Origin of the sequence: Bradyrhizobium macuxiense, assembly GCF_001542415.1 — a bacterium.
GTDB lineage: Bacteria > Pseudomonadota > Alphaproteobacteria > Rhizobiales > Xanthobacteraceae > Bradyrhizobium > Bradyrhizobium macuxiense.
Map to the genome: position 1 here is coordinate 14,908 of NZ_LNCU01000036.1, position 15,226 is coordinate 30,133.

At 60.5% G+C, this 15,226-nt stretch carries 11 protein-coding genes; 5 read left to right on the forward strand and 6 right to left on the reverse strand.

Annotated features, from left to right (window positions below; all coding sequences use genetic code 11):
• Positions 1 to 34 precede the first annotated feature (34 nt).
• Positions 35 to 1,726 carry an HAD-IIIC family phosphatase gene (locus tag AS156_RS09650; RefSeq protein WP_245312673.1) on the reverse strand — a complete coding sequence of 564 codons (1,692 nt, stop codon included), beginning with the start codon at positions 1,724 to 1,726 and terminating at the stop codon, positions 35 to 37.
• Positions 1,727 to 2,212: 486 nt separating this feature from the next.
• Between AS156_RS09650 and AS156_RS09655 the strand changes: the two genes are divergently transcribed.
• Positions 2,213 to 3,286, forward strand: a complete 1,074-nt coding sequence (locus AS156_RS09655) for a glycosyltransferase family 2 protein (RefSeq protein ID WP_066503213.1) — start codon at positions 2,213 to 2,215, stop codon at positions 3,284 to 3,286.
• A gap of 35 nt (positions 3,287 to 3,321) precedes the next feature.
• On the opposite strand, the gene AS156_RS09660 is transcribed toward AS156_RS09655, so the two are convergent.
• The 4 genes from AS156_RS09660 to AS156_RS09675 all read right to left on the reverse strand — a co-directional run bounded on the left by AS156_RS09660 (position 3,322) and on the right by AS156_RS09675 (position 8,021).
• Complete coding sequence (locus AS156_RS09660; RefSeq protein ID WP_066503214.1) at positions 3,322 to 4,329, reverse strand: acyltransferase family protein; 1,008 nt, start codon at positions 4,327 to 4,329, stop codon at positions 3,322 to 3,324.
• A 300-nt stretch (positions 4,330 to 4,629) separates the two neighbouring features.
• Positions 4,630 to 5,871 (reverse strand): hypothetical protein, encoded by a 1,242-nt coding sequence (locus AS156_RS09665; protein ID WP_066503215.1) that lies wholly within the window; start codon positions 5,869 to 5,871, stop codon positions 4,630 to 4,632.
• Between the two features lie 94 nt (positions 5,872 to 5,965).
• Positions 5,966 to 7,156: a glycosyltransferase gene (locus tag AS156_RS09670; RefSeq protein WP_066503217.1), complete on the reverse strand. Its 1,191-nt coding sequence runs from the start codon at positions 7,154 to 7,156 to the stop codon at positions 5,966 to 5,968.
• A 67-nt stretch (positions 7,157 to 7,223) separates the two neighbouring features.
• Complete coding sequence (locus tag AS156_RS09675; protein WP_066503219.1) at positions 7,224 to 8,021, reverse strand: glycosyltransferase family 25 protein; 798 nt, start codon at positions 8,019 to 8,021, stop codon at positions 7,224 to 7,226.
• Between the two features lie 296 nt (positions 8,022 to 8,317).
• Between AS156_RS09675 and AS156_RS09680 the strand changes: the two genes are divergently transcribed.
• A complete protein-coding gene (locus AS156_RS09680) occupies positions 8,318 to 9,688 on the forward strand; it encodes a glycoside hydrolase family 16 protein (RefSeq protein ID WP_082747404.1) in 1,371 nt (456 codons plus the stop codon).
• A gap of 71 nt (positions 9,689 to 9,759) precedes the next feature.
• Here AS156_RS09680 and AS156_RS09685 read toward each other — a convergent pair whose 3' ends face one another.
• A complete protein-coding gene (locus AS156_RS09685; RefSeq protein WP_066503223.1) occupies positions 9,760 to 10,566 on the reverse strand; it encodes a galactosyl transferase in 807 nt (268 codons plus the stop codon).
• A gap of 277 nt (positions 10,567 to 10,843) precedes the next feature.
• Between AS156_RS09685 and AS156_RS09690 the strand changes: the two genes are divergently transcribed.
• The 3 genes from AS156_RS09690 to AS156_RS09700 all read left to right on the forward strand — a co-directional run bounded on the left by AS156_RS09690 (position 10,844) and on the right by AS156_RS09700 (position 15,148).
• Positions 10,844 to 11,977 (forward strand): acyltransferase family protein, encoded by a 1,134-nt coding sequence (locus AS156_RS09690; RefSeq protein ID WP_066503224.1) that lies wholly within the window; start codon positions 10,844 to 10,846, stop codon positions 11,975 to 11,977.
• 327 nt (positions 11,978 to 12,304) lie between these two features.
• Entirely contained in the window at positions 12,305 to 13,210 is a 906-nt protein-coding gene (locus AS156_RS09695; protein ID WP_066503228.1) for a beta-1,6-N-acetylglucosaminyltransferase, read from the forward strand.
• 432 nt (positions 13,211 to 13,642) lie between these two features.
• The gene (locus tag AS156_RS09700; RefSeq protein WP_066503230.1) at positions 13,643 to 15,148 is read left to right on the forward strand and encodes a lipopolysaccharide biosynthesis protein; all 1,506 of its coding nucleotides are present in this window, start codon (positions 13,643 to 13,645) and stop codon (positions 15,146 to 15,148) included.
• Positions 15,149 to 15,226: the final 78 nt, after the last annotated feature.

Sequence of the window (15,226 nt, forward strand, 5' to 3'; positions counted from 1 at the left end):
AGTTCTCGTTCAAGTTTTCGGCGATCTGATCCGATCAAGCCGGCTCAAACTGCTTCTCGTCGCGGTGAACCGTCATCGGCAGAGCATCGAGTTCAACGTCGGTCCGGAGTGACCAGCGGCTGCCTCCATCGGCGCCGTCGTCGAGGCGTGTGAAGCCGAGCTTGCCGTAGTGGTCACGGACCATCTCGTTCCGGTCAGTCGGAAGATAGATGCCTTCCAGGTTCGCGATGCCGGCGGCGCGCGCCTGCAAGATGATCTCGGCCAGCACAGCCTGCTCGACGCATCGTCCGAGCACCCGGCAGCTCATCAGCCAGCTGTCGATCGTCCAGGTGTCGCGGGCAGTGGCGCGACAGATGATCACGCAGATGATGCCGTTGTCGCCGAACTTGTCGATCAACCGCGCGTGCAGCGTCATGACGCTGTCATCGCCTTCGAGCTGCTCGACCTGGGACTCGGTGTAGCGGCGCGTTGTCAGATTGAACTGGTTGCTCTTGTTGATGAGCTGGGTGACGCGGGCGCGCGTCGTCCGATCGAAGGGGCCGAACACGATGCGCATTTCGAGCGACTGCAGGTAGGACTTCAGATCGGTCGCCTGGCCCTGCAGGCTGAGCCGTCGCGCGTTGGCTTGGTACATTTCGGCGCGTGCGCGGTCTTCCCCGGAGAAATTGATCGCCTCGAAATAGCCGGCCGCGGCCAGCGCGCGGGCGTAGCTTGCGGGATCGGCATCGAGCTCGGGCACCGCCACTTCCGGAAGCTCCTGCCGGATCAAGCCGCGTTCGACCGGATTGTCGTCGAGGAAGACGAAGGAGTCGAGGCCGAGCGCGAGCTCCTTCGCGATGGCGCGGATGTTGGTCGCCTTGTCGTTCCAGTTGGCCTGGAACACCGCGATATGTTCTTCCTTCAACAGCATGTCCGGGTGTTCCTTGAACGGCCGCCGCGCCACACTGTCAGTGTTCTTTGAGCTCACCGCGAGCACGATACCGCGCGCCCGCAACGCCAGCGCGAGTTGCTGCACGGCAAGGTGCGCCTCGCCGGTGGCGTCGCCCTGCGCGATCTGGATCCCCTCCATGCCGTCGTCGCCGATCACGCCGCCCCAGACGGTGTTGTCGAGATCGAGCACGAGAACGCGGCGGCTCTTGCCGCGAAGCGCGCCGATGATGCGCATGACATGGTCGGCATAAAGCGGCACCAGGGCATCCGCGAACGGCAACTTGGCGAGATTCCACTGCGCCGGAGAATGCCAGTCGGCCAGGCCGACCGTCTCGGCGATGCCGGCGACGTCGAGCATCATGTCGGTCGACTGCAGCACGGCGCTGGAGATCTTCTGATTGACGCGATCGACCAGATTGCGTGCCGTGCCGACCAGGGCGCGATCGAAGGATCCGAACAGTCCTTCGGGGGGTGGGGCGAGCGTTTGCAGGATGCACGGCGCGCCGCTGTTGCGCGCCACGCCGGCACGGATCGACTCGAGAAGTCCGACTGCCGCATCAACGGCTTCGGTGGCGAGCTGCTCGTTGCCCGGGCACGGCTGCAGCGACAATCCCCGATGATCGAGCGCGACCAGGACCGCGTCGGGCTTCACCTTGTTGAGCAGGGAGTCCGGCTGCAGCGCGTCCTGCAGATATTGATCGTAGGCGCCGGTGACGCATTCAAGCGCGAAACCATGGCGAGCCGCCGTTGCAACCAGAACGGGAATAACCAGATCGAGCGTTCCGTTTCCGATCAAGCCGAGTCGAAACGGCACGAGCGGTGCGAGCGAGCTGCCACCAAGTTGCAACGATCGAATCGCTCGTCCGAGGCGCGACAGCTGCTGCTCATCGAGCGCGTAGGTCGCAAGCGATCTGATTTTCTTTCCGAGGGATTCGCCGGAACTGTTTTGCAGTTCCTTGCAGCGGGTCGAGAAATCGGATGGAGATTTTGGAAGCCAGGCGAGATCTCGATACAGCTCTGCGGACACGGCCGTTCCCTTTATGTGGTGGCAACACGGTTATTGCCCGACTTGCTTGCGTTCCCCTCGCTGTTGTTAGCCACAATCTTTATCCATAATTCGACAGTTTCATGGCGAGCGAAGGCGCGGGCACATATGCGGATGCGATGACACAGTTTCGACCCGATCAAGAATGCAACGCATGCGCGTGCTGCGATAATCTGTTGTCACGCCGCACAAATACGAACTAAGACCTCGGCTTCGATTGCGCGTGAGGAACCCGAAGTGACGAATGAACTCACCCTGTCGGTCGTAATTCCCAATCACAATTACGCCGATTACGTAGGCATCGCGATCAAGAGCGCGCTCGATATTCGCTGGCCGAGTGTCGAAGTGATCGTCGTCGATGATGGATCGACGGATAACTCGCTGGAGGTGATCAAGGCCTATGCCGACAAGATCACCATCATCAGCCAGGCCAATGCCGGCCAGATGCCCTCTTGTGTCAACGGGTTCCGCCGCTGCACGGGCGACGTCGTGATATTTCTCGATTCAGACGATGCCCTTCATCCGGACATCATGACTGAAATTGCGGCAGCCTGGTCTGATGCGGCGAGCAAATTTCAGTTTCAGATGCGAACCGTCGACGCCAAGGGAAATCCGACGGGCAGCATCCTGCCGCAATATTACGCACATCCGACACCCCAGGACATCCACACCTGGGTGACGACGACCGGTGTCTATCCGACGCCTCCGGGATCGGGCAGCGCCTATCCACGGTCGGTGGTCGAGCGAATCTTCGGATTTGAATCAGATTTCGTCGATCGCGCGCCCGATAGTTACCTGATCGCGGCGGCCCCGGTGTACGGCGACGTCATCACGATTCCCAAGCCGCTGGTCGACTATCGCGTTCACGGGTTAAACCATGGCGCGCATCTGCATCTGGACGACAGCCGCTTCGCGCGGGAGGTTGACCTCACGCGCCGGCGTCACAAATTTTTCACGGAAGTGGCGAGCAGCGCGGGCATGTCGGTGGATACGGGCGCGCTCAACAGAAACTTGCTGTACCTGTGCCTGCGCGCAGCGTCGTATTCCCTGCGGCCGGACATCCATCCCATTGCGGGCGATAGTGCGAAGCAGATCGCATCTGCCACCTTCCGTGCATTGGCGTTTCCGCAGGGCTTCTCACAAGCGCAGCGGACGTCGCTGTTGGTGTGGATGTTCCTTGCGCTGTTCGGCCCGCGCGCCCTGCGGCGTTCGGTGGTGAGCTGGCGCTATGTGCCGACGGCGCGGCCGCAATGGATGAAGCAGGCGCTCAGCCTGCTCCGTGTGGTGAAGAAAGCGCCAGCGGCTGCCTGATACGAGACCAGATATCGTTCACTACCAGATATCGTTCATTCGGCGAAATGCGGTTGCCGCACCCCGGGACGCGGCTTCAGAAACTCCGCGAACGGGCGCTCGGCCAGCCGCCATGCCGCAACGCCGATCAAGCCCGACAGCATCAGGCTGGCGATGAAGAACGTCGTCGGATTGAAGTGCGCCTTGAACTTTCCGATCGCGGAAATCGTAAGCGTATGCGTCAGATAGATCGAGTATGAGGCATCGCCGAGCAGGGCGACAGCCGGAACGAGCGGGACGCTGCGGTTCTTTTCGATGATGACGGCGCCGGCCACGATCAGAAATGCCGGGATGCCCCACACCACCACGCGCGGCGAGGTCACCTCGAGCCAGGCTGACGCGGCAAACAGCAGCAGGCCGACCGCCAGCGAGACATAACCCCAGCCGATCTGCGGCAGGCGCTTCTGCTCAAAGGCGCGGCCCAGCAGAATCCCGGCCGGGAACTCGAGCATGATCGGATCGGTGTAGAACGTGATCGACGGATTGTCGCCGGTGTAGAGGCGACCCACCAGGATCAGAACGAAGAACGTCACGCCCAGGAAGACCAGTCGCCTGCTGCTGTCGAGGAAGAGTGCCAGGGCGAAAATGGCGTAGAAGAACATCTCGCAATTCAGGGTCCATCCCGGCACCACGACCGGCCAGATCTCGCCGTTGCTCGGCGATCGCATCGGAATAAAGAAGAGGGACGCGAGCGTGTGCGTTGCGCTGACGACCAGCCGCGGAAACAGCGCTGGAAAGACAATTGCGGCGGTAACGAACAACAGCGTCACGAGCCAGTACATCGGGACGATCCGGACGATGCGGTTCACCATGAACGCCGCCGGCGTCTGCGGTCGGTACGTGGACACGGTCCACATGACGAACCCGCTGACGACAAAGAATATGTCCACGCCGGCGCTGCCGATGACGAGCGCCTTGCCATAGGTGAGGCCCTGCGCGTGGAAAATGACGACCCCGAAGGCCGCGAACGCTCTCAAATATTGGATGGAGAGAAGCCTGGGCAACGCTGTCTCCCGTAGTGATCACCGCTGCCTAAAGGGCGTCCCTGACGAATCCGCGCAACGTCCATGCACGGCCATCAGTCCATCGCATTTCGGGCGTCGGCGGTACGAAGCACGTCCGCCGGTTCTCATGGCGTCCGCTGCTTCCACGATTCCGGCGGACTTCGGTGTTCGTGAGGACGCTATGCGTCGTTTTTGCGGCGCGGTTGAACCCGCGCGACGATCAGGCGCGCATTCGATTGTGACGGTGATGTGAAGAGCGTGCAACCGACGCTGCACAAGGCTGGTCGAGAGGCAGTCCGCTCACGATTTTACGCGTCCGGCTGGTCGCTGCGCCGAGACCAGTGTCAGCAGCCAGACGATCAGCGCAAAGCTCGGCTTGAGCACGACGCCGATGCTGATCCAGCTGAACAGCAGAAAGTTGCAGATCTCGACGCGCAGCCGGCTCGAATACAATCGTTGCAGGAGAATCGCAAAGATCAGGACAAACCCGAATATGCCGTATTCATAGATGAGCTTTGCCCAGGTCGGGTCATTGACCTCATAGTCCATATGGTAGAGCTGGACATCCCTGAGATAGCTGCCTGCGCCGTTGCCGAACCAGGTGGCGAGGGGGCCGTTGTCGAAGCTGTGTCCGATCATTTGCATCGGCGCGACGAAGCGCGCATAGGCGCTGGTATTCGGCGTCGAAAACTCGGAGAGGCGGTCGAACCACAGGTCCAGGCCGGGAATGTCGAGGCTGTAGAGCAGGTACAGCGCCAGGACCAGGCCGACCAGATAGACAATGAAGAGTGGGATGCGAAGCACTGATCGCGGCAGCAAGAATCCCGCGGTGATCGCGAGCAGGCCGGAGCCGGACAGCGAGCAAAGCAGTCCTGCGGCAAGAATGCCCATGGTGCGCAGCCTCGCTTTCGACCCGAACTCGATGATCAGGGCCAGCGCCACGATAAGCGAAAGATCTGCCGACTCGCGGAGGAAGAAGCCGTTTGGCTTGATGATGCCGCCGCCCTCGCGAAGAAAGGTATAGTGTCCGGCACCGCGAATGGCTTCGGGCAGGTTGAAATAGATGTTGGTCAGCATCGTCGACTTGGTAGCGTTGACGAGCACGATCTGCACGAGCGCAATGCAGGCGATGACGGTTGCTGCTGAGACGTAGGCGGACAGGATGTATTCGTGGACCTCCTCCGGCGCACCCTTCAGCCGAATGGAAAACGGCGCATAGAGAACGAAAAGCAGCATCAGCGACGTCCACGACGTCGACGACGTCGCAGTGACCGTTCCGAAGCAGGCGAACACCAGCGCGACGAAGAACAGCGCCAGCGATACGAACTCGATCGAAGCGAAGCCGCTGATCAGCAAATACGCCGTCACCGCGGCATAGCAGAGGAGGTCGGTCGAAGCCGGGAAGGTGTTGATGTTGTAGGCGATCTGCGACAGGAACAGAACGGAGATGATCGACGCCCATACGGCCCGTCGGCCCGACTTGCTGAGTTCGGTGCCCGATGATGCCGGCTGTGAACGCACGGCCGCAGCCGGCGCCGCCATGGGAATCTCATAAGTCATCGTGACGTTTGCCTGGGTGGATCGAGGTCACGCTTAGCACAATTCGGCAATTTGTATCGACCGAACTCGGTTCCAGTCATGCCGCCGCGTCAGCCTTCTCGACCAGGATATCATGCAGGCGCTTGGTTCCCTGCTCGAGCCCGAAGCGGTTCGACATCAGTTCGAACAGCTTGGCCTGGTTCCGGTTGAGGCCAGCCAGGTCGTCGATCCCGCCGATGATGGCTTTTGCGAGGCCATCCATGGTGTCGGCGAGGTACATCGCCGATTGTTCCTCGGCGGTGGTGCCGTCGACCGCCGCGCGAAGCCCGAATATGGGGAGTCGCGCGAAGGCGTAGTCCAACAGCTTCAGCTTGAACCCTCCGCCGAGCGTCTCCGCAACGAGCCCGCCGCGCGATCGCGCAAGCACGCTCGAGAGATCGGCCACCGGACCATGGAACACCAAGTTCAGCCGCTCATGGGCGTAACGCGCCTTGATGTCCTCGGGAACGTTTCCGACCACATCCAGGGTAATGCCTTGGCTCTTCAGAGCCGGCAGTATTGTGCTGACGATGTGCTCGAGATTGCGTTGCTTTGCGACCCATTCGAACGAGCCAAGCAGCAGGATGGACTTCGGCCGGGTTGGCTCGATCTGATCGCTCGGCGTGGCCGCTCCGAGATAGATCGGCGGCACCACGAAGGTGGTCTTGCCGGGTCGCGCGAAATAGGCCGCGTCGGCATCGGTGATGCAGATAACGCTGTCGGCGGCGTCGACGATGCGTTGCTCCAGTCGCCGGTACTTTTCAGCATCCCAGCGCATCAGAGAGCGGCGCACGGGGTTGGCGAAGTCCTGCGCGATCGCAGGTCTGATCTTGCCCTCGGCGTTATGCGCCAGATAGCAGATCGAGGCCTGCTTCCGTTTCTGCAAAACCATCGGCAGCAGCGCGGCGGAGCGCGCGTGATCGAACACGATCCAGTCCCAGCGCTGGTCCAGGAGCTCAGCGAGTGTCGTGCCGATCGAGGGCGGTGCGAGGCTGTAGGCGTCTCTCGGCAACGATGTCAGCAAGCTCAGAACGCCGAGCCGCCGCGGCCATGGTGCCTCGGGAAAGACAGTATGCGGCAGTCGGAGCAGACGGTCTTCGACCGGCGGGTTCTCGCGCCGCGAGCCCACCACCGTGACGTCGGTTTGTCCGGTTCTCGACAGCGCAGTGAGTATCCCCGCGGAATAGAGTGCATCGCCGCTGAAGAGCGGCGAGGGGATGCGGCCGACGATCCATAGAATCTTCTTCATCGCTCGATCTCGAAAGGAAGCTCAGAACGGAATGGCGATGCCGACGCTGCGCAACGGCGGCTCGTGATCACGCCGCAGAGGGAGATTTCGCGCCGAGCAGGCGCCGCTTGACCAGTAGTCTTGCGACATAGGCGATCCGCTTCGCGCCACGACCGACTGAGGCAACCCCACGACGAAGCCGTTCCGCGGGCTGCAGCGGAGGTGCGTCGAGATTACGCAGCTCGATGCTGCTTTCGTAGGCCGCCTGGCTGACGAGGAACGGCAGTGTCTCGGCAAAATCGATTCCGTGCCGGTCGTAATAGACCAGCTTGTGGTCCAACGGCCGGTCGGTGACCGATAGCGCCTTGATCAGCCCTATGGCGCCCTTCCGGGTGACGGCGTAGGCGGCAGATCCGAGCGCCGGCTTCAAGGGCACGACGAGTTGGGCCGCTTCGCCCTTGATCAGCGAAACGCCCGATTTGGACGTGTGTGCATAGTGAATACCTTCGAACTTCACGATGTCGCTCTTCGTCAGAAAGCGCGCCAGGTCGTGCTTGTAGAATTGCGGAAACCGTTCGTCGAAAGCCGCATCGTCCTCGAAGATGATCGCCATCGGCAGATTCTTGCGCACGATGCGTTTCAGCGCGGCGACATGCGAGAGGTAGCAGCCGATTTCGCCGGCCTTCATCGGGCGATCGGCCGGCGCAAAGTGGAAATCGCGACGGATCACCCGGCGAATGAGCGTCATCCGGTTCTTGGCGTTGATCGCGGGGATTCGTTCGTAGGGGACTCCGAGCCGCGTCAGCGCACTCGAGATATCCTGCCATCGCTCGATGTCGCGATCGAGATTGATGACGAAGGCCGGTATGTTAGCGTCGGTTCCCACGAACCCTCTCACGGTTGATTTGCCGCCTGCATATCACGAGTGACGTTGCCGCAAATTTCGTCATCCTTCGGACACAAATTCGGCAGCCCGATCACATCATCGACAAGCCTGATGTATTTTATCCCAGGTCACGTCTTCGTCCAATTCGTCGATGTGAATGTCGATCGTTGGTAACCTTGGAGTGCAAGGCTAACCTGTCTTACCGATGCAGGGCTGTCAACTTGGCCGCCGCTCGTCGATGAAGGCGAAGGCTTTGTCATCGAAATCGCACAACGATCAGTCAGAAGGCTCGCTGAATGAACCTCACCGAGATTGCTAAACGTGCTCTCCCGATACTGGTGTTGCTGACAGCAGCCCAGACAGCGGCGCCAACGCCAGCGCACGCGGCGGGATGGGAACTGGTGTTTTCAGACGAGTTCAACGGCGACAAGCTCGATCGCAACAAATGGGCCACGCGCTATCTTTATTCAAACGAGACGATGGACCACTTCAACGATGAAAATGAGCGCTATCGCGATGGTCACGTGGTGGCGGATGGCGTGCTCAATCTGATCGCGAAGAAGATGCCGGGCTCGCCCAGCCTGTACGAATCCGCGATGATCCGCAGTCATCGAACATTCTACTACGGCTATTATGAAGCGCGTGTGTTCCTGCCCAACGCAAAGGGAATCTGGCCGGCGTTCTGGCTCGAGGCCGACTACGACGTCGACGGCAAGACCTGGCATCCGCCGGAGATCGACATCTTCGAATATGTCATCAACGGCGTCGAGGATAAGGCGAATTCGTTGCATTCGAATGTGGTGGGGCCTTTTGACCCGCGGCAATACACCTATGTCGACCGCTCCTTCGAGCTCAAGTTCCAGAACATGTATGCAAGCGAGGACCTCAATCAGGGCTGGCACACCGCCGGCTTTGTGTGGGCGCCCGACAAGATTTCGATGTTCTGGGATGGCAAGCTGATTTATACGCGCAACTACCAATGGTTGCGCAGCGACGGGAAACTTGGACCGCCCGCGCATGTCGATCTTAACTTCGCCGTCGGCGGCAGCAAATGGGCAGGACGGCACGGCATCGATGAGGCGGCGTTTCCGCAGACCTTCAAGGTCGATTATGTTCGCGTGTGTCAGTACACGACCTCCGATCGCGGCGGCCGGCAATGCGGGCCGAGCCAACAGACGCCGGATCCGAAGCAATTCGGCTACTCTGCTCCACTTAATGACATGGCGAAGCCGGCGTTCCTTGCCGTCAACAAAGTGGTCGCGGGCAAGCAGCCCAATGCGGGCGTCCTGGCGCTAAGCACCAGCGACAAGCTCAACGTCGAAATTCCGCTCAAGGTCCCGGCCGACTATCCGTCGAACCGGACGCTTCAGGTGACGGTCTACGACAAGTCGAATGGGTCTATCGTGTCGTCGGCCGACGCCAAGCTGCAGGTCGAGTCCGACAAGAAACGGGCCGACGGTTCCACCATTGCGGTGGCCTCCCTGCCCGCCATCCAGCGCCCCGGAAACTACATTCTGTTCGGCCGACTGTCCGCTCAGGTGCCCAACGGCAAGGGTGCACAAGAGACGTTGTCCAGCCCGGTGACATGCAGCACGGATGTCGTCCAGCCCGCGAAGGCGACAGTGTGCAAGCTGCTAAACCTGGATGTGCAGGCGCAAGCGCACTGAAGCTGTGAGGCGGCCTCAGGCTCACCGTGCTTTCATCCATGCCGCCGGCAAGCGGCGGCATGGCCTGTTTGCTAGGCGCGCTCGGCTCCGAAAAACTCGCGTCGCAGCTTCGGTGTCAGGAGCCTGAGCGACAGTGCGGTCTTGAGGAAACGGAGCGGATTGGCGAGCGTCGCCTTCTTGAAGAAGGTCGCGATCAGCCCCGAGGAATTGCTGTGGGCTCCCGGATGTCCGACCCGGTAGATCGCGCCGAAGAAAGGGAGCGCTTTGAGCGGGCTTCCCGCCGCGGCAAGCTCCTGAGCGACGGCGATATGGCTGCCGAGCATGCGCTTCAGGTAGTCGTCCGCGTCGTTCCTCTTGAGCCTCTCGATATCGTAGAGCCGGGCATTGATGATGTGGGATGTGCCGCAGAGCATGAAGAATTTTGAAATGGCTCCCAGCAGCAAATTGCCTTCGCTCCACATGTAGCCGCGGTCGATATACCAGCCGTTTTCGTCGGGATGCCGGGCCACGTAATCGGCCAGCCGGGAACTGACGAAATCGTCATCGTCGACAATCATGAAGAAAGTCGCGTTCTGTGCAGCCAGCATCCCCGCGCGCACGCGACGTCCCTTGTCGATGCGGAAGAAGTCGCGGAAAAGCTCGACATCGTCGGTCACGCCGCGCTCATGTTTCGGGTTTGGCTCAAAATCGACGCGTTCGACAGAGAAGCCTTTCGGCAGCGCTGGCAGATCTGCGCCATCATTCGCCACAATGATGGCTTGCCAGCGGTCACTATTCTGACCCGAGATCGATGTTATGGTTTGCGCGAGCCGCGCCTTGAGAGCGTCCCAGTTCTTGGAGTTTGCCGGATGACGAACCGGTATGATGAAGGTCAACATGAATTGTCTCGCATGGACGTCGTGGGCTCTGATGCTGCGCAGCGCGCGATTGTCTCGCCAACGTAGCATGTCCCGTTGGCCTGGTAGATGCATAGCAGCAAGTTCAGATGAACTCTCAGCGAGAGGTTTGTGGCAAAGCTGTGAAGCGAAGTGCCTCTTGCGTGTGCAAGGGGGAGCGGTGCCGTCGTGACGCTCCCTGAATCACGTTCGGAACAATCCGCTATCTGCTGATCGGCTCAGCACAATTTCTTCTCCCTCTTTTTTGATGTGACGGCAGATGACTCCTGGAACGGCGCTGGACCAAAAATCCTCCAAGCAGCTATTGACCATCCAGTATCTGCGCGGCGTGGCGTCTGTGATGGTGGTCCTGCACCACATCAGAAATCCGTGGCCGAATCTCTACAACCCGCTCGAACACTTCGATATGGGCGAGGCCGGAGTTGATATCTTTTTCATCATCAGTGGCGTGGTGATGTACGTTTCGTCGCGGGTTGAAACGCCGGCAGTCTTCGCCGGATTGCGGGTCATTCGGGTCGCGCCGCTTTATTGGATCCTGACGCTCTGTGCGGCGACCCTGCTTCTGCTGTCCGGAGGAGCCAAGCCGGGCTTCGCGCTCGTGAACGACGTGATGCTTTCCGCAATGTTCGTTCCGCACCACAGCTCGGTCTTTCCCGGCACCATCTGGCCGGTGCTCAATCCGGGCTGGACCCTTTATTTTGAGATGTTCTTCTATCTGATCTTTGCGATTGGCCTTTTCTTTCGCAAACCGCTGCTGATCTCGTTGTGCCTGATCTCATTTCTTGTTGGCTTGGGGCTCTTTGTCTCGACCGATGAATCGATCTTTCACGCCTACTCGCACCCGCTCTTGATGTATACGCACCCCCTGATGCTGGAGTTCGCGGCCGGCATCGTGCTGGGATGGTTGTTCCTGAACGGGAAGAATCCGAACGTCTGGCTGCTCTTGCCGATAGGGTTTCTGGCGCTGATCGCGGCGCATATCGTGCGGCTTCCGTATTTGTTCCTGCAGAACGGGTTGTGCGCAGCACTGATCATGCTGGGTGCGGTCGCGGCCGAACGATCATTCAGGATTCGCGACATAGGCTGGCTGCGGCTGCTCGGGGATGCGAGCTATTCGATCTATCTCACGCATGCGCTGACGCTCTTCGTCGTTCGCCGCCTGTTTCTTCGATTGCCCCTGGAAGGCATGGTGCAGTTTGCGTCATTCGCAGTTCTTGCTGCGACGATCTCGCTGCTGGTGGGATTTGCTGTCTACTTCAAGGTGGAGCGGCCGTTGACGCGTTGGCTGCGTTCGCAGTTTCTCACGGTGTTCGCGGCCGCGCGGAGAGGTGCGGGTCGGCCGTTGCGGGAGGCACCTTCGCCGGTCTCCGTGGCTCAGTCGGCGGGTGAATAGGTCGCGAAGCGGTCTTGTCTGCTTCTTGAGCAAATTGTTCCAGAGTCTGCTTTTTCCTTCCGCGGAACCGACCGCGTCACACATGCGCTTGGTGCAGGGCGCCCTGCAGTCGATGGCCCTCAATAGGGACTGCGGGATCCCCGTCGACGTTGCGGCGTTATGCGTGAGCTTCGTTTGAAGCAGTGAACTGCCTATTGCGAGATCAGGTTGCGGAACTAGCAACACTCATTGCGATTTTTCGGGCTCGGCCCACCAACGTTCTGACTTCGTCACTGAACCCACAGCGCTCGGCACGCGATCGCGTGACCATATCGGGACGATCAAGAGATGAATGTTGCATATCTCATTCTAGCCCACAGGCAGCCGGAGCAGCTTGCCCGGCTGGTTGGTGAACTCCAATCTCCGTCCACGGAGGTGTTTGTGCATATCGATGCACATTCGGACCTCGGTCCGTTCCGGCGTGCCGTCGGTTCCCGCGCACATTTCGTGGCCAACCGAATTCCGATTCATTGGGGCGACTATTCGTTGATCAGGGCGGCCCTCGTGCTCATGGACGCGGCGTTGGCCGCGCCGAGCCGTTACGAGTATCTGGTGTTGATCAGCGGAGCGGATTATCCGTTACGTTCGGTCGACGAGATCGAGAATTTCTTTCGTGAAAACAACGGCATTGAATTCATCGATTCGGTCGCGATGCCGTCGGCGGCCGCCGCGAAGCCGTTGTCACGCCTGACACGCTACAAGGGCCGCCCCGGACCGGTTGGCTGGTGGGTCGCCAAGGGCCGCAGGCTGCTCGGCGGGCTCGGCCTCATGCCGATGACGCGCGATTACAGGAAGTGCTTTGGCGAGCTGGTCCCCCATGCCGGTAACCAATGGTGGGCACTGACGCGTGACGCCTGTGTCTACATCCAGAAATTCACCGCGGATCATCCGAAGTTCATGAGGTTTTACGAGAACACCCATGTGCCGGATGAGATGGTGTTTCAGACCATCCTTGCGAATTCGCCGTTTCGCTCGAACATGCGGCGCAGCATCACCTATTCCGACTGGAGCGGGGGCGGCGCAAATCCGTCGGAGATCGGCGAGCGTCACATCACGATGTTCCGCGCCAATCCATATTTGAGGATTGATGGTATCTACGGCTCGGGCGAACTGCTGTTTTGTCGCAAGGTCACCGACGCAGCGGTCGCCGATCAGCTTGCAGTCATGATCCGGCAACGGAACGCGCGTATGTGACACGCTCTCGTCGCATTGCTGCTTTTGATGGCCGGGAAACCGCGCGCAATTGTGACCCGCGGGAAGCAGATCGTGTCGCACGCGGCATGTTCGGCTACAATTTGGTCGCATTTCGGAGCTGGTTGAGGGCCGATACTTGATCCGCACCGTGATCGCGAAGGGCAGGCGTACCTCTTGCATGTGCAGGTCTGATAGCTTGCCAGTGGTCTCCTCGGCTGATTGGCGGTGGACGGGTCACGCCGCCCGGGCCGGACGCGCGTCCGGCTGATCTCCTTTCCGGGACCATCTGATGGCAATCGAGTTGCATGGACATCGGAAGCTGCCCGCAGGGCGATCGGTCGCATGCGGGAAAGTCGCTGCACGGTTCCATACATTCACCGCGGCCGTCGGCTATTGCGTCGGAAGCATCACGAGCTGGGAAGAGCACTGCACATGGTAGGCACCGAGCCTGGCAATCGTACACACGCCGTTCGCGCGATCCGGGGCGTGTTCTGGTCGAGCGTCAATTCGGTCATACCATCGCTCGCAGGCTTCCTCGTATTCCTGGTGACGTCGCGCTATCTCGGCCCCGCCGAGTTTGGCGTCGTCGCGCTTGCCGGCAGTCTGGTCGCATTGCTCGCGGTGCTGTTGCCGACGGGTTTTGCCGAGGCGATCGTTCAGAGGTCGTCGATCGACGATATCCATCTTGATTCCACGTTCTGGGCGGCATCGATCTGCGCGCTCGTCGCGTATGCCGTGCTTGCGATCTGCAGCGGGCCGTTCAGCCGAATGCTCGGCTCGGATTGGGTTGCCGTGCTGCTGCCCGTCGCAGGGCTCAGGTTGTTCGCGGATGCCGCCGGCATCGTTCCGCAGGCCATCATCACGCGAAAAATGTCTTTTGAATTGATCGCCGGCCGGACATTGCTCGCCACGTTGGTCTCGGCCGCGTTGACTGTGCTCCTGCTCGTCGCCGGCTACGGTGTGTGGGCGCTCCTCATCGCGCAGCTGTCATCATCCGTCACTGCGGCCGTCGCCGCGATGTGGGGGGCAGGCTGGCGGCCGAAGTTCCGGATCAGCTTGGACGCGCTCAAATCGCTCGCGCGTTACGGCGCGTTCTCATCGGGAACGCGCGCCATGCAGGCCCTGACGACACAGGCGGATCCGGCAATCGTCGGTCTCTATTTGGGGCCGCATCAGACGGGCATCTATGCTTTTTCCCGGAACCTGTTCCAAATGATCCTCAACGTCCTTGCGACGCCGATCGGAGCAGTGGCCCATCCGTTGTTTTCATCCATCCAGGAGAATGTGGATCGGGTCAGGAAGGGGTTCCTGGTTGCGACATTTCTGTCATCGGCGTTGTCATTTCCGGTCTTCATCGGCTTTGCGATGGTGGCGGACCTCGCGGTTCCCGTCGTATTCGGACCTCGCTGGATCGATACGGTCGATCCGATCCGGCTGTATTGCGGCCTGGGCTTGATGGCCTGCATCGGTGTGATCCAGGGCAGCCTCATCAACAGCCGCGGGCACGCGCATTGGTGGTTTTATTACCAGCTTGCCGCCGGAATAGTCACGCTGGGCATCCTTGTGCTGATGTCGAGGTTCGGTGTGACCATGCTGCTGGCGACCGTCCTGATCGCAACCATCGCCCGATGGCCGGTTGCCGTGGTCAAGACCTCTCGGCTCTTGTCGGAACCGGTGTCGGAATATCTGCGGGTCTTCGTCGGGCCGGCGGGCTCCAGCGTGGTCATGGTCGCGGTCATTGCCGCCACCCGACATGTTCTTCCCGAACTTCCGCCGATTGCTGCGCTGAGTATCAGCATTGCTGTCGGAGCGGTGTCATACGTCGCGACGATGCTGGTGATCGCCAGGGATCAGACCATGGATGTCGTGAGGTTGCTCGCCGGATCGATCGGATCGAAGGCGCGGGGGCCTCGCGGAGTGGAATCTACGCCTGGTTGAATACATTGATTGCACCACTTGGCTCGGTGGCCATAATGTTGCCTGACATTCACTGCGTCAGATGTCCCGTTCTCGAAC

What these genes read in the sequence shown, in the direction of transcription:
- AS156_RS09685 (WP_066503223.1), bottom strand. Translation starts at nt 10,566, where the DNA reads ATGTTGACCTTCATCATACCGGTTCGTCATCCGGCAAACTCCAAGAAC.
- AS156_RS09670 (WP_066503217.1), bottom strand. Translation starts at nt 7,156, where the DNA reads ATGAAGAAGATTCTATGGATCGTCGGCCGCATCCCCTCGCCGCTCTTC.
- AS156_RS09695 (WP_066503228.1), top strand. Translation starts at nt 12,305, where the DNA reads ATGAATGTTGCATATCTCATTCTAGCCCACAGGCAGCCGGAGCAGCTT.
- AS156_RS09700 (WP_066503230.1), top strand. Translation starts at nt 13,643, where the DNA reads ATGGTAGGCACCGAGCCTGGCAATCGTACACACGCCGTTCGCGCGATC.
- AS156_RS09680 (WP_082747404.1), top strand. Translation starts at nt 8,318, where the DNA reads ATGAACCTCACCGAGATTGCTAAACGTGCTCTCCCGATACTGGTGTTG.
- AS156_RS09690 (WP_066503224.1), top strand. Translation starts at nt 10,844, where the DNA reads ATGACTCCTGGAACGGCGCTGGACCAAAAATCCTCCAAGCAGCTATTG.
- AS156_RS09665 (WP_066503215.1), bottom strand. Translation starts at nt 5,871, where the DNA reads ATGGCGGCGCCGGCTGCGGCCGTGCGTTCACAGCCGGCATCATCGGGC.